The 13,822-nt window shown below is 73.0% G+C and carries 13 protein-coding genes and 1 other RNA gene; 7 read left to right on the forward strand and 7 right to left on the reverse strand.

The window, feature by feature from the left end; all coding sequences use genetic code 11:
* The 4 genes from ACIWVC_RS17035 to ACIWVC_RS17050 form a co-directional block, all read right to left on the reverse strand.
* Window positions 1-172 (reverse strand): DUF2510 domain-containing protein (locus tag ACIWVC_RS17035; RefSeq protein WP_396448620.1); only part of this gene is annotated, 172 nt, incomplete at its 3' end.
* A gap of 69 nt (window positions 173-241) precedes the next feature.
* Window positions 242-640, reverse strand: coding sequence for a hypothetical protein (locus ACIWVC_RS17040; RefSeq protein ID WP_396448609.1), 399 nt, complete (start codon window positions 638-640; stop codon window positions 242-244).
* A gap of 49 nt (window positions 641-689) precedes the next feature.
* Window positions 690-1,034: a DUF6191 domain-containing protein gene (locus ACIWVC_RS17045; RefSeq protein WP_396448610.1), complete on the reverse strand. Its 345-nt coding sequence runs from the start codon at window positions 1,032-1,034 to the stop codon at window positions 690-692.
* 45 nt (window positions 1,035-1,079) lie between these two features.
* Window positions 1,080-1,619, reverse strand: coding sequence for a pyridoxamine 5'-phosphate oxidase family protein (locus ACIWVC_RS17050; protein WP_396448611.1), 540 nt, complete (start codon window positions 1,617-1,619; stop codon window positions 1,080-1,082).
* A gap of 115 nt (window positions 1,620-1,734) precedes the next feature.
* Between ACIWVC_RS17050 and ACIWVC_RS17055 the strand changes: the two genes are divergently transcribed.
* From ACIWVC_RS17055 to ACIWVC_RS17080, 6 genes are all read left to right on the forward strand, one after another.
* Window positions 1,735-2,556: a Nif3-like dinuclear metal center hexameric protein gene (locus tag ACIWVC_RS17055; RefSeq protein WP_396448612.1), complete on the forward strand. Its 822-nt coding sequence runs from the start codon at window positions 1,735-1,737 to the stop codon at window positions 2,554-2,556.
* A complete protein-coding gene (locus tag ACIWVC_RS17060) occupies window positions 2,553-3,296 on the forward strand; it encodes a zinc ribbon domain-containing protein (RefSeq protein WP_396454306.1) in 744 nt (247 codons plus the stop codon). The genes ACIWVC_RS17055 and ACIWVC_RS17060 overlap by 4 nt, the downstream gene beginning before the upstream one ends.
* On the forward strand, window positions 3,293-4,411 hold the full coding sequence (locus tag ACIWVC_RS17065) for a bifunctional RNase H/acid phosphatase (protein WP_396448614.1): 1,119 nt from the start codon (window positions 3,293-3,295) through the stop codon (window positions 4,409-4,411). Before ACIWVC_RS17060 ends, ACIWVC_RS17065 begins: the two co-directional genes overlap by 4 nt.
* Window positions 4,412-4,455: 44 nt before the next feature.
* Complete coding sequence (locus tag ACIWVC_RS17070) at window positions 4,456-5,799, forward strand: TrpB-like pyridoxal phosphate-dependent enzyme (RefSeq protein ID WP_396448615.1); 1,344 nt, start codon at window positions 4,456-4,458, stop codon at window positions 5,797-5,799.
* Between the two features lie 50 nt (window positions 5,800-5,849).
* Window positions 5,850-6,247: RNase P RNA component class A (gene rnpB / locus ACIWVC_RS17075), an RNA gene on the forward strand.
* A 342-nt stretch (window positions 6,248-6,589) separates the two neighbouring features.
* The gene (locus tag ACIWVC_RS17080) at window positions 6,590-6,787 is read left to right on the forward strand and encodes a hypothetical protein (protein WP_396448616.1); all 198 of its coding nucleotides are present in this window, start codon (window positions 6,590-6,592) and stop codon (window positions 6,785-6,787) included.
* Window positions 6,788-6,870: 83 nt separating this feature from the next.
* Here the strand turns inward: ACIWVC_RS17080 and ACIWVC_RS17085 are convergent, their stop codons facing one another.
* The 3 genes from ACIWVC_RS17085 to ACIWVC_RS17095 all read right to left on the reverse strand — a co-directional run bounded on the left by ACIWVC_RS17085 (window position 6,871) and on the right by ACIWVC_RS17095 (window position 11,848).
* Window positions 6,871-9,111, reverse strand: coding sequence for a SulP family inorganic anion transporter (locus ACIWVC_RS17085; RefSeq protein ID WP_396454307.1), 2,241 nt, complete (start codon window positions 9,109-9,111; stop codon window positions 6,871-6,873).
* 126 nt (window positions 9,112-9,237) lie between these two features.
* The gene (locus tag ACIWVC_RS17090; RefSeq protein ID WP_396454308.1) at window positions 9,238-10,989 is read right to left on the reverse strand and encodes a hypothetical protein; all 1,752 of its coding nucleotides are present in this window, start codon (window positions 10,987-10,989) and stop codon (window positions 9,238-9,240) included.
* Window positions 10,990-11,257: 268 nt separating this feature from the next.
* A complete protein-coding gene (locus tag ACIWVC_RS17095) occupies window positions 11,258-11,848 on the reverse strand; it encodes a YbhB/YbcL family Raf kinase inhibitor-like protein (RefSeq protein WP_396448618.1) in 591 nt (196 codons plus the stop codon).
* A 391-nt stretch (window positions 11,849-12,239) separates the two neighbouring features.
* On the opposite strand from ACIWVC_RS17095, the gene ACIWVC_RS17100 reads away from it, so the two are divergent.
* A complete protein-coding gene (locus ACIWVC_RS17100) occupies window positions 12,240-13,613 on the forward strand; it encodes an NAD(P)/FAD-dependent oxidoreductase (RefSeq protein WP_396448619.1) in 1,374 nt (457 codons plus the stop codon).
* Window positions 13,614-13,822: the final 209 nt, after the last annotated feature.

Genomic DNA, 13,822 nt, shown 5'->3' on the forward strand with positions numbered 1-13,822 from the left:
GGGAACCCGGCGCGGGTTCGGCGGGTGCTGGGTGCGCTGCCGGCGGGGGTGCGGGGCGGCGGCGGGTGCGGGATTCGTAGCGGCGTGAGTGGGTGGTCCAGGTTTGTCCGTCCCAGTAGCGTTCGCGGCCCATCCACTCTGGATCCGGGTACCACCCGGGTGGTGTGCTCACCGGAACCCGCCTCCCGTCAGGATCGACTCAAAGGCTTGCGCACGTCGCGACAGCGAGTCAACGGGATCATCAAAGCTTGGGGGTGAAGGGGCGGCGGTGGGCGGGGTCGTCGGGGTCGGCGAGGCCGCGCAGGGCCGTCTCGACCAGCTCCACGGCGCGCAGGACGGCGACGAGGCGGGCGCCCTCGCGGCGGTAGGCGTCCAGGACGGAGTCGACGCCGTGCGGCGGGACGAGGTCGCCGAGGTCGACGCGGGCCGTGCGGAAGCCCTCGCGGGCCGCCTCGACGGACGCGGCGACGTGCTGGCGGGCCATCCGGGCGAGGGCGATGGGGTAGCGGCGCAGGACGCCGTAGCGGCGGTACTCGGGCGGGACGAGCTCGAGCAGCCAGCCGAGGGCGGTGTCCTCGAAACGGTCGGTGCCCGGTGGATGCACCTGCGAGGGCCAGCCGGGCGGAACGTAGGTGCTCACGAGGGCAGGATAACGCCGATTCGAACCTATGTTCGATATAAAACGGACACTATTCGGTGGGCGGGGTGCGCCGGATCCGGATCTTGCCGGAGTCCAGGTCGTCCCGCGCGGCGCCGTCCCCGGCCTGCTCGTGGTCGTCCTGGCGCAGCAGCCGCTGCCGCTCCTGCTCCTCGACCTTGACCTTCTTGGAGCCCTCGAACGCCGACGCCAGGTCCTCGAACATGCCGCCGCCGAAGCCGGCCCCGGTCTCGCCGTCGCCGCGGATGGCGCCCATCAGCGACGACCTGCCGGTCCCCTCGCGGGGCCATTCGACGATCTCCGGTTCGGCCGCCTCCGGGCGGTTGCCCATCGGACGGCCCTTGACGCGCTTGCGGCGCCGAAAGGGTGATTTCACACAGACTCCAACGCGATGAGTCTCCAGATTGATCCCGGCGGACATTCAGGTTACGAACGACCACCGGGTGGGAGAACCGGTGAAATCTCCCTGGCGGAGCCCGAACACCGACTGTGGGCGCACCGCGACGGTGGCGTTCACCTCCGGGTCCAGGAAGTCGACACGATAGCGGGTGGCGTACTTGGAGTTGACCAGGTCGATGAACCGCTGGAGCTCCTTCTGGTCGGTGAGGATCTCCGCGCGCCCCTCGATGACCACCGGGTTCTCCGCCTCCTCGGTGGTCACCACGACCTGCGGGTTCGCCCGCAGGTTCACCATCTTGCGGGACGGGACGGAGCTGCTGAACAGCAGCGCCTCGCCCGACCACGCGCCCCACACGGGCATGGCGTGCGGGCGTCCGTCCGGCCGGACGGTGCACACCCAGAAGTTGCGCGCCGCCCGCAGCCGTTCCTCGGCCCAGGACCACGGCAGCAGGCCGCTGCCCTCGTCCGGCCCGACGATGCCGTAGCCGGGCATGTACGGGCGTTCGGCCTTGGGCTCGGCGGGCCCGGTGGGCTCAGGTTCCGCGGCGGCGTCAGCCGGCATGGCGTTCCCTTCTCGATCGTGCACTGTCCCCGTCCCATATCGTTACAGACCCAGGCGTCCCGTGGTGACGCTCGGCGGCTCGGTTGCGGCGGCTCGGCGCGGTAGCCTGCGGGACGTGCGCCTATCCCATGTCATCACGGTTCTGGAGGAGCTGTACCCGCCCGCGTGGGCGGAGCCCTGGGACGCGGTCGGGCTCGTCTGCGGCGACCCCGACCAGGAGGTCGGGCGGGTCCTGTTCGCCGTCGACCCGGTCGCCGCCGTGGTCGACGAGGCGCTGGAGTGGGGCGCCGACCTGGTGGTCACGCACCATCCGCTGCTGCTGCGCGGGGTGCACTCGGTCGCCGCCACCACCCCGAAGGGCCGGCTCGTCCACCGGATGATCACGAACGGGATCGCGCTGCACACCGCGCACACCAACGCAGACCGGGCCGATCCCGGCGTCTCGGACGCGCTGGCGCGGGCCGTCGGCCTCACCGGCGAGCTGCGCCCGATGGTCCCCGCCGACGACGATCCGCGCCGCGGGCTCGGCCGCATCGGGGAGCTGGACGAGCCCGTCACGCTGCGGGAGTTCACCGAGCGGGCCGCCGCCGGGCTGCCGCCCACCGCCTGGGGCGTCCGCGCCGCCGGCGACCCCGGCGCCGTCGTCCGCACCGTCGCCGTCTGCGGCGGCGCGGGCGACTCCCTCCTCGACACCGCGCGGTCCGCGGGTGTCGACGCCTACCTCACCGCCGATCTGCGGCACCACCCCGCGTCGGAGTTCGCCGAGCACGGCGGCCCGGCCCTGGTGGACGCCGCGCACTGGGCGACCGAGTGGCCCTGGCTGGCCGACGCCGAACGCCGGCTGGCCGCGTCCTCCCCGGAAGCGGGCAAGTTGGAGACACGGGTGTCCACGCTCGTCACCGACGCGTGGCGCCTCCACGCAGAAGGAGCATTGTGAAAGCCGCACCGCAAGCCCAGCTTCGCCTGATCGACCTGCAGGAACTCGACAGCTCGCTGGACCGGCTGGCGCACCGCCGCCGCACGCTGCCCGAGCTGGCGGAGATCGAGCGGCTGGAGGGGCGTCTCACCGAGCTGCGCGACGCGCTCGTCGCGGCCGAGACCGAGGTCGGCGACCTGCAGCGGGAGCAGAAGAAGGCCGAGCAGGACGTCGACCAGGTCCGCACCCGCGCCGAACGCGACCAGAAGCGGCTCGACACCGGGCAGGTGACGTCCGCGAAGGACCTGTCCAGCCTGCAGGCGGAGATCGAGTCGCTGCACCGCCGCCAGTCCGACCTGGAGGAGGTCGTGCTGGAGATCATGGAGCGGACCGAGGAGGCCGAGGGCAGGGTCGCCGCGATCCGCGCCGACCAGGCGGCCGCGCAGGAGGAGCTGGCCGCGCTCACCGAGCGCCGCGACGCCGCCCGGCGGGAGATCGACGAGGAGGCCGGGACGACCAGCGCCGCGCGCACCGCCGTCGCCAAGGACATCCCGGACGACCTGCTCGCCCTCTACGAGAAGCTGCGCGGCCAGTTCGGCGGCGTGGGCGCGGCCAAGCTGTACCGGGGCGCGTGCCAGGGCTGCCACCTCGCGCTCAACACCGTCGACCTGAACAACATCCGGGCCGCCGCCGAGGACGAGGTCATCCGCTGCGAGGAATGCCGCCGCATCCTCGTCCGCACCCCCGAGTCGGGCCTGTGAGCGCAGCCGCCGCGGGCCGCGCCCGGAAGCTGATCGTCGAGGCGGACGGGGGCTCGCGCGGCAACCCCGGCCCGGCCGGGTACGGGGCCCTCGTCCGGGACGCCCTGACCGGCGAGGTCCTCGCCGAGATCGCCGAGCCGATCGGGCACGCCACCAACAACGTGGCCGAGTACCGGGGGCTGATCGCCGGGCTGCGGGCCGCCGCCGGGATCGACCCGTCCGCCCGCGTCGAGGTCCGGATGGACTCCAAGCTCGTCGTGGAGCAGATGTCCGGCCGCTGGAAGATCAAGCACCCGGACATGATCCCGCTGGCGCTGGAGGCGCGGGAGCTGGCGTCCGGGCTGGGCTCGGTGTCCTACGGCTGGGTCCCGCGCAACCGGAACGCGCACGCCGACCGGCTGGCGAACGAGGCGATGGACGCCGCCGCGCGCGGCGAGCACTGGACCCGCAAGGTCGAGGAGACGCCGGGGGAGCCCGAGCCGCCGCCGCGCCCCCCGTCGTCCACCCCGATGACCACGGTCCTGCTGCGGCACGGGGAGACGCCCCTCTCGATCGAGAAGCGCTTCGCCGGGATCAGCGACGTGCCGCTGACGGCGAACGGCGTCGCCCAGGCCCGCGCCGCCGCCCTCGCCCTCAAGGACCGCGGCCTCGACGCGATCGTCACCTCCCCCCTCTCCCGCTGCCGCGACACCGCGGCGGAGGTCGCCGCCGTCACCGGCCTGGACGTCCGCGTCGAGGACGGTCTCCGCGAGACCGACTTCGGCGAATGGGAGGGCCTCACGTTCGCCGAGGTCGGCAAGGGGTGGCCCGCCGAGATGAAGGCGTGGCTCGCCGACCCCGGCGCCTCGCCGCCCGGCGGGGAGAGCTTCACCCAGGTGTCCCGCCGCGTCCGCACGGCACTGGACAAGCTCAAGGTCCGCTACCGCGAGCAGACGGTGCTGGTGGTATCGCACGTCACGCCCATCAAGCTTCTGGTCAAGGACGCCTTGGGCGCGCCCATGTCGTCGCTCTACCGGATGCACCTGGACGTGGCGGCCCTGTCGTCCATCGACTGGTACGCCGACGGACCTGCGACCCTCCGCAGCTTCAACGACGTCCACCACCTTCCCTCGTGACCCACGGGCGCTTACGCTCCCCATAAGTGACCTGGGGAGGGACCGTGACCACGAAGATCCTGCTGGACGAGTCGAAGCTCCCGAGCCGCTGGTACAACGTCGTCCCGGACCTGCCCGCGCCGCCGCCCCCGCCCCTGCACCCCGGCACGCGTGAGCCGGTCGGGCCGGACGACCTGGCGCCGCTGTTCCCCATGGATCTGATCGCCCAGGAGGTCAGCGGCGACCGGTACATCGACATCCCCGAAGAGGTGCGCGAGGTCTACCGCCTCTGGCGTCCGACTCCGCTCATCCGGGCGCACCGCCTCGAACGCGCCCTCGGCACACCGGCCCGCATCTACGTCAAGTACGAGGGCGTCTCGCCGGTCGGCTCGCACAAGCCGAACACGGCCGTCCCGCAGGCCTACTACAACGCGCGCCAGGGAATCCGCCGCCTGACGACCGAAACGGGCGCGGGCCAATGGGGAAGCGCGCTGGCCTTCGCCTGCGCGCAGTTCTCCATCGACTGCGAGATCTGGATGGTGCGCGCCTCCTACGACCAGAAGCCGTACCGCCGCTCGATGATGGAACTGTACGGCGCGCAGGTGCACGCGAGCCCCTCACCCCTGACGTCGTCGGGCGCGAAAATCCTCGCGGATTCCCCCGACTCACCCGGCTCCCTGGGCATCGCGATTTCCGAGGCGGTCGAATCCGCCGCCCCCGATGACACCCGCTACGCGCTCGGCAGCGTCCTGAACCACGTCCTCCTGCACCAGACCGTCATCGGCGAGGAAGCCCTGGAACAGCTGGCCCTGGCCGGCGACACCCCGGACCTGATCGTGGGCTGCACCGGCGGCGGCTCCAACTTCGCCGGCCTTTTCTTCCCGTTCCTCCGCGAGAAACTGGCGGGCCGCATGAACCCGGACATCCGCGCCGTGGAACCCGCCGCCTGCCCGTCCTTCACCCGGGGCCACTACGCCTACGACTTCGGCGACACCGCCGGTTTCACCCCGCTCCTCAAAATGCACACGCTCGGGCACGACTTCGTCCCCGACCCCATCCACGCCGGCGGCCTCCGCTACCACGGAATGGCGCCCCTCCTTTCCCACATGTACGACCTGGGCCTGTTCGAGGCCGAGGCGAAACTGCAGCGCGAATGCTTCGAGGCCGGCGTCCTGTTCGCCCGCACGGAAGGCATCGTCCCGGCCCCGGAACCCACCCACGCCCTCGCCGCCGCCGTCGCCGAGGCCCGCCGCTGCGCCGAGACCGGCGAACCCAAGGTCATCCTCACCGCCCTCTGCGGCCACGGCCACCTCGACATGGCCGCCTACGACCGCTACCTCTCCGGTGAGATGGAAGACCACACCCTCCCCGAAGCGCGCCTGGAGCAGGCGTGGGCCGGCCTCCCCTGACCGGGGAACAAGCGCCCCGCCGGACCCGCTAACCTTCTGTGTACGGCGGACGAGCCGGCCGGACGGCCGCGTCGGGGAGCGATCCCCGTCGAGGAAAGTCCGGGCTCCACAGGGCAGGGTGGTCGGTAACGCCGACCCGGGGTGACCCGCGGGAAAGTGCCACAGAAAGCAGACCGCCACCGCCTCGCGCGGTGGTAAGGGTGAAACGGTGAGGTAAGAGCTCACCAGCGCCCACGGTGACGTGGGCGGCTCGGTAAACCCCACCCGGAGCAAGGTCAAGAAGGGGCCCCGCAAGAGGCCCCGCGCAGGTGCCCGAGGGCGGCCCGCCCGAGCCTGCGGGTAGACCGCTGGAGGCCGTCGGCAACGGCGGTCCGAGATGGATGGCCGTCACCCGCCGCCCCGCAAGGGACGGCGGGCACAGAACCCGGCTTACAGGCCGACTCGTCCGCCCCCCGCCGCTCTGACCAGGAGCGCGACTGAGCGCGAGATCGCCCAGGGCACTTTCAGGGCACATCGAGCACCGGCTTGAACGCCCGATCCAGCGCGCTACGAGCCCGGCCGCCGGCCTCCGGCACGAGATGCCTAGAGGCGCATCGCGTACCCGGGCCGCACGCGCCTCCGACTCGGCGCCTTACCTCTCCGCCTCCGCTGGGGCATGCGACCCTGGCGAATCGGGTCATGGGACACAGACGGGATGAAACGGGGCGCTTACCGTCCAGGTAAGAGCTGATCGCCTTGATCGGTGACGACGGCGGGGCCGGGGTGCTGAGCCCCGTGGAGAGGAGTGCTGATGTTCGTCATCGTGTTCATGGCCCTCGCGTTCGCCGGGCTGCTGGGTGGCCTCGTGTACCTGTGGGACTTCTCGCGCGCCAGCCGGCGCGACGCGCTGTTCCTCCCGGCGCAGGACGGGCGCGCGCGCCGGGCGCGCCGGGTGACGGGGATGTACGTGCGCGACTACCGGAGCGACGACCAGCTGGTCGGCCGCTGACCGAGCAGATCCGCCGGGCGCCGGGGCCCGGCGGATCGGCGGGGAGCGTGCGGGTCGTCCAGGCGGGGGGACGGCCCGCACCCTCAGGTGAGGGTGCGGGTGTTCGGGACCTCGTCCGGGACGCGGGCGAAAGTCCCGGTGGAGCGGTCGAGGACCTCGACCGTCGCGGTGGACAGGTCCAGGTAGAGGCCGACCAGTTCGATCTCGCCGGACTCGACGCGCTCCCGGAGCCACGGGTAGGTCAGCAGGTTGTCGAGCTGCTGCATGACGTTGATCTTGCAGAGGCGGGTGAGGGGCGGCTCGTCCCAGCCGTCCGGGTCGGTGGACAGGAAGCGGGCGAGGCTGTGGTTGCCGTGCCGCAGCCAGCGCGACAGGCCGGTCAGGTGCTCGACCTCCGTGCCGCCCGCGAGGAGCGCGGCCATCGCGCCGCAATTGGAGTGGCCGCAGATCGTGATCGTCCGGATGTCGAGGACGTTGATGGCGTACTCGACGGTGGCCGACACCGAGTCGTCGGGCGTCCGGGTCCCGTGCCGGGGGACGAGGGCGCCGACGTTGCGGTTGATGAACAGGTCGCCGGGGCCGCTGGCGGTGATGATGTTGGGCACGACCCGCGAGTCCACGCAGGTGATGAACAGGTGCTGCGGCTTCTGCTCCATCGCCAGCTCGGCCATGATCGGCCGGACGAGGTTCGCCGTGCTGCCGTGGTACTCGCGGACGCCGTCCAGCAGCACCGAGGCCGGGGACGTCTCCGGGGCGTCGAGCTCAGCCTCGGTCCGCCGCCGCCGGTTCGCCCAGGGGGCCCACCAGCGGGAAGGCGGGGCTGTTTTCCGCGGCTGACTCATATCGCCTGTCACGGCTCTTTCATACCAAGCCTCATGAATCTCGTCGATGTCGACCCTCCCCCCTTGGCGTTCGTGGGCGAGGCGCCACTGGTGGATCGCGTCGAACGCGGCGTGGTCCATGAAGTCGACATTGAGGTCCAGGTCGACGCTGCAGCCGGCCGGGATCTCCCGCAGCGCGCGCGTCACCCGGGGGACGCCGAGGAAGGTGAACGTCCCCTCGACGACCACGTGCCGGCGGGGCGGGACGGGCCCGTCGCCCGGCACCGGCACGAGCTCCTCCATCCGGACCGACAGCCGCGTCAGCCGCCGCAGCGCGAGCACCGCCATGATCGCGACGCCCGCCAGGACGCCTTCGCCGAGCCCCAGCAGGACGACCCCGGCGACGGTGCCGAAGTACGCCGGCGCCTCCCGGTGGCGCCGCAGGGCGCGGACGCGGGCGAGGTCGGTCAGCCGCAGCCCGAGCACGATCAGCAGCGCGGCGAGCGCCGACAGCGGGACGCGCTCGACGAGCGGCGCGCAGGCCAGCGCGAGCCCGAGCACCCACACGCCGTGCAGGACGGGGGACAGCCGGGTGCGCCCGCCCGCGTCCAGGTTGGCCGTGCTGCGGACGATCACGCCGGCCACCGGCAGCCCGCCGAGCAGCCCCGACACGGCGTTCGCGGCACCCTGGGCGCGCAGCTCCCGGTCGAGGTCGGCGGGCGGCGTCCCGGCCGGGCGGATCCGGTCGACCGCCACGCTGCACAGCAGCGACGCGACGGCCGCCACCAGCGCGATCGACACGACGGCCCCGGCGATGCCGAGCGGTGAGCCCGCCGGCAGGGCGGGGGCGGACCAGGCGTCCAGCGGCGAGTCCGGCAGGTCGACGTGCCGCACCGGCAGGCCGAGGCCCCAGGCGGCGGCGGTGGCGAGCGCGACGGCGGGCAGCGGCCCCGGGACGAGCCGCAGCCGCCCGCCGCGCGGCAGCCTCGACCAGCCGAGCAGGACCAGGACGGTCAGCCCGCCCACCAGCGCCGGCCACGGCGCCGGGCGCGCGAGCTGGCCGGGCAGCTCCCGCAGGTTGGCGACGGCGGACTGCTGCGGGCTGCCGCCGAGGACGACGTGCACCTGCGCGAGGACGATCACGACGCCGACCCCGGCGAGCATCCCGTGCACGACGGCGGGGGACACGGCGAGCGCGGCCCGCGCCACCCGTCCGGCGCCGAGGACGAGCTGCACCAGCCCGGCGAGCATGGTGATCGTGCACGTGGCGCGCCAGCCGTAGGTCTGCACGAGCTCCGCCACGAGCACGGTGAGCCCGGCGGCCGGCCCGCTGACCTGGAGCGGCGAGCCGCCGAGCAGCCCGGCGACGATGCCGCCGGCGGCCGCCGCGACCAGTCCCGCGGCGACCGGGGCGCCGGACGCGACCGCGATGCCCAGCGACAGCGGGACCGCGACGAGGAAGACGACGAACGAGGCGAGCAGATCCCGCCGGAAGATGGACACACTGCGTGGCTTTGAAGTCACAGAGTGTATATAATCATGACTAGCGCGGCTTCACGCGATTACACGCTCGCAGAGCCGGCGAAGGGCCCGCCGGGTGGATCCGGCGGGCCCTTCGGAGAGACGTGCTCAGCGGCGGTAGTTCTCCCAGTCGTCGGCGGGCTGGCGGTTGCCGTACTGGTCGTTCTGCTGGCCGCCCGGGTAGCCGCCCTGCTGCTGCGCTCCGCCGCCGTAGTAGCCGGAACCGTACGCCTGAGTGGCGTTGGGGTCGGCGTAGCCGCCCTGCGCGCCCGGGTCGTGCGGCGCGGCCAGCGGGTCGGCGCCGCCGTTGTAGCTGCTGCCGCTGAAGTCGCCGTACACGCCGCCGGAACTGCCGTACGAGTCGTGGCCGCCGCCGCCCAGCGGGTCGTCGTAGCGGGTGGCCTCGCCGTAGGCGGGGGCCGTCGGGTAGCCGTCGCTCTGCTGCTGGCCCTGCCCGTAGCCGGACGGCGCGCCGAGGCCGGAGTCGTAGCCGGACCCCATGCCCGTGTCGTACCCGCCGGCCTGCCCGCCGGACGGCCATGGGCCGGTGTTGCCCGTGCCGCCCGAGGGCGGGCTCGTCCCGTAGGAGCCGGTGCTCAGCGGGTCGCCGAGCGGGTCGTTCAGCGGGCCGCCGCCGTAGGAGCCGCCCGAGTCGGACGACGCCGCGGCGCCCGCCGACCGCTGCCGGTCGGACTGGATGCGCTGGAGCAGCTCGTCCACCGTCGGGAGCTTGTGGCCGTCGGTGTCGGACCCGCCGCCGGAGCCGCCGTGCGCGGCCGGGGCGGCCGGAGCCTGCGCCGGAGGCACCGGGGGAGGGGGCGGGGCGGCCGGCTCGTCGGGGCGGCCGAGGGGCAGCCCGAGCGGGTCGGACGCCCGCGGGTCGCCGCCGCGTCCGCCGCCGGGGCCGAGCGGCATGTCGAAGTCCTGGCGGCCGCCGGGGGGCGGCCCGGCGGCCGGGCGCCCGCCGAGCGGGTCGGAGCCGTAGTCGCCGTAGGACGGCTCGCGGGAGCCGTACGAGGGCTGCTCGGGAGCGCCGTACTGGTCCTGGCCGCCGTAGGACGGGTCGCCGGGGCCGTAGTCGGCGGCGGCGCCGTACGCGGGCTGCGGCTCCTGCCCGCCGTACGCCGGCTGGTCGGGCACGCCCGGGCCGCCGTAGGACGGCCCGCCGAGGTCGGCGGGGACCGGGTCGAGCGACGTCGCGCCGGGGTCGCTGCCGAACGGCGCACCGCCCGGGAACCCGCCCGGGGCGGGCATCTGCTGCGGGCCGGTGCCGCCGCCCTGCCGGCCGGGGTGGCCGAGGCCGTTCAGGACGGTGCCGTCGGCGCCCATCGAGACCGGCTGGGTCAGCTGGGGCTGCTCGGCGGGCTGCGGCTCGGGCGGCGGGCCGGGCGCGTTCAGCGGGTCGGCGGCGGGGTCGGGCTCCGGGCGCTCGCCCTCGTGGTCGCGGTCGTGCTGCCAGGGGAACTTGGGCTTGTCGAAGGTGATCGTCGCCCAGTAGTCGTCGTCCTCCATCTCGTCGGACGCCTGGCCGCTGGGCGCGGGGGGCGGCGGGGACGGGGCGGCGGTGGGCGCGGCGAGCGGCCCGCCGGCGACGCGGCGGTCCGGCCCGGGCTCGGGCGCGCGGTCGTAGCCGCCGTCGTAGCCCTCGTCGTACCCGTCGTTGTAGCCGGGGCCGTAGTCGTCGTGGCCCAGCTGCTCCTGCGGCGGGACTCCCCGGCGGCCGCGCGCCTTCTGCGGCTCGTCGTCCATCCAGTCGTCGTCGTCGCGTCCGGCTCTGCTGGCCCGCAGGCCCAGGGCCACGAGGACGACCACCAGGACGACGACCACAATGAGGCCGAAGACCACGATGTAAGAAGTCATGCCACCACCCAATGCCTTGGCCCAGCGAGAGTCGCCGGCGTGGACCGCGGGTCCGTCCCGATTGTCGCAAGCGTCCGGATCATCTCGGACTGATGCCGCCGGGGCTCAGCCCGATTGTGTCCGACCGCTATGACCGTTGTCACACCCTTCGCGCACATTTACCCTCACACGGCGTGTACCGATCGGCCAACTTCGCCGATCCGCACACCCCTGTCGGCTCCAGCCCCCCGAGGGGTCCGCGCTGACCCTGCGCCGCCAGGCTGCACGGTCAACGCGCCTGCTCGCCGCCGAAGTTCCCGGTGATCCGCCCGCGCCCGATGGTGTGCTCGGCGATGGCGGGAAGCGAGTCCTTCAGTTCGGCGCCGTTCTGGAACGGTGCCGGATCGTCCAGCGCGTAGATGGTGAACCGGTACCGATGCTCTTGTCCCTTGGGCGGGCACGGTGGCGCGTAGCCCGCCTTCTTGCCTGTGGTCAACCCTTCGACGGTCCTGTCCAGCCGGGCACCTTCGACGATCTCGTTCACCGTGCCGTCGATGCCCGCGATCACCCAGTGGACGTAGGCGCCGCCGACCGCGTCCGGGTCGTCCACGACGATCGCGAACGACTTGGTCCCGGCCGGAGTGCCCGACCACCGGAGCGGCGGGGTCTTCCCTTGCCCGCCAGGGTACGTCGTGCAGCCGTACCGCGGGGGCAAGTCTCCGCCATCGCGGAAGACCGGGCTGGTCACGGTGAACCACTCCGACAGCTCGGCGCTCTTGTTCTGCGGCGGCCCGATCAGCCCGCAGCCGCTCAGGGCCCCGGCGAGGGCGAGGGCGACGGCACCCGCCGCGGTCGGCGTCGGACGCCGGTCTCTGCTCATCATCGATACGCTCCCGGGCGAGATCGTAGCCCGCGGACCGCCGGGCCGCCGTCATCTCGGTCCCGCTCATCGGCCGCGCGCGTCCGCCTCCGGCGCCCCCTTCCTCGTCGGCCCCAACGATAGGGCTTTCCCGGGGGTGCGACGGGCGGTTCGCGGGGCCGCCCGCCGGGCGGCCCCGCCGGCCTCCCTGTGACCTTCGTCATGTGTGCTTTGACCCGTTCCATCCCATTATTTGAGAAGGAGTGGCGGGTTTCACACGCGATCCAGGACCTCGCTTTGCCGGATCGGGAAGTTCTCGCATTCTTCCCTGGTTATTCGTTGGTGCAGGGCACGTCCCATCGGATAGCTTGTGAATGTCTTCACAAGCCGACCGTGACATTGGAGGGCCGCAATGGCCAGGACCGCCGAGGAGACCTCTGGCGCTCCCCACATCCTCATCGTGGGTGGCGGCTATGTGGGCATGTACACCGCGTTGCGTCTGCAGAAGAAGCTGAAGCGAGAGCTGAGACGCGGCGAGGTCAAGGTCACCGTCGTTGACCCCAACTCGTACATGACGTACCAGCCGTTCCTTCCCGAGGCCGCCGCCGGGAACATCTCCCCGCGGCACGTCGTCGTCCCGCTCCGCCGGGTGCTGCCCAAGTGCACCGTGCGCAAGGCGCGCGTCACCGAGCTGAACCACGAGGAGCGCTGGGCGATCGTCCAGCCGCTGTCCGGGCCCCCGGAGCGGATCTCCTACGACTACCTGGTCATGGCCGCCGGCGCGGTGCCGCGGCTGCTGCCGATCCCCGGGCTCGCCGAGCAGGGCATCAGCCTCAAGACCGTCGGCGAGGCCATCCACCTGCGCAACCACGTCCTCGAGCAGCTGGAGATCGCCGAGTCGACGGACGACGTCGCGGTGCGCCGCAAGGCGCTGACGTTCGTGTTCGTCGGCGGCGGGTTCGCCGGCGTGGAGGCGGTCGCGGAGCTGGAGGACATGACCCGCGACGCCACCAAGTACATGCGCAAGGTCACCCCGCAGGACCTGCGGTTCATCCTCGTCGAGGCCGCCGACCGCATCCTGCCCGAGGTCGGCCCCGACATGGGCAAGTGGACCGCCGAGCAGCTGCGCGGCCGCGGCATCGCCGTGAAGATGAACACCTACCTGGAGTCGGCGGTCGACGGCCAGATCGAGCTGTCGGACGGCAGCAGCTTCCCGGCCGGGACGCTGGTGTGGAACGCGGGCGTCAAGCCGTCGCCGGTGGTCCGGCACGGCGACCTGCCGCTGGACGAGCGGGGCCGCGTCAAGGGCACCGAGTACCTCACCATCGAGGGCCTGGTGCGGGCGTTCACCGCCGGCGACAACGCCGCCATCCCGGACCTGACGCAGGAGGGCATGTACTGCCCGCCGAACGCGCAGCACGCGGTCCGGCAGGCGAAGCTCCTCGGCGACAACATCGTCCGGTCGCTGCGCGGCAAGCACCTGAAGCCGTACGTGCACGCCAACATCGGCGCCGTCGCCGGGCTCGGCCTGCACAAGGGCGTCGCCCAGACCTACGGCTTCAAGGTCAAGGGCTGGCCGGCGTGGTTCATGCACCGCAGCTACCACGGCGCGAAGGTCCCGACCTTCAACCGCAAGCTGCGCGTCGTCGCCGACTGGACGCTCGCGCTGTTCCTCAAGCGCGAGACCGTCTCCCTCGCCACCGTCGAGCAGCCGCGCGCCGACTTCCAGCTCGCCGCCCTGGACGACACCAAGGCGACGGGCAAGGTAGAGGAAACCGCAGCCTGACGCACCCTGACGCCCCGGCGGCCCACAACCGCCGGGGCGTCACCACACCCACCAGAATCGCCCCCGGGCCCACCACGCCGCCCGGGACGAGCACGATTCGAACCCTCTTGCACCAGACCTGAGCCGTGGCGCAGACCGAAGCGACCGGCACGGGCAGGCACGCGGAGGGCGCTCTGCGCCCGGAGCGGGCATGCCCGCGCGACGCAGGC

Source organism: Actinomadura sp., from assembly GCF_044508335.1.
Taxonomy (GTDB): Bacteria; Actinomycetota; Actinomycetes; order Streptosporangiales; family Streptosporangiaceae; genus Spirillospora.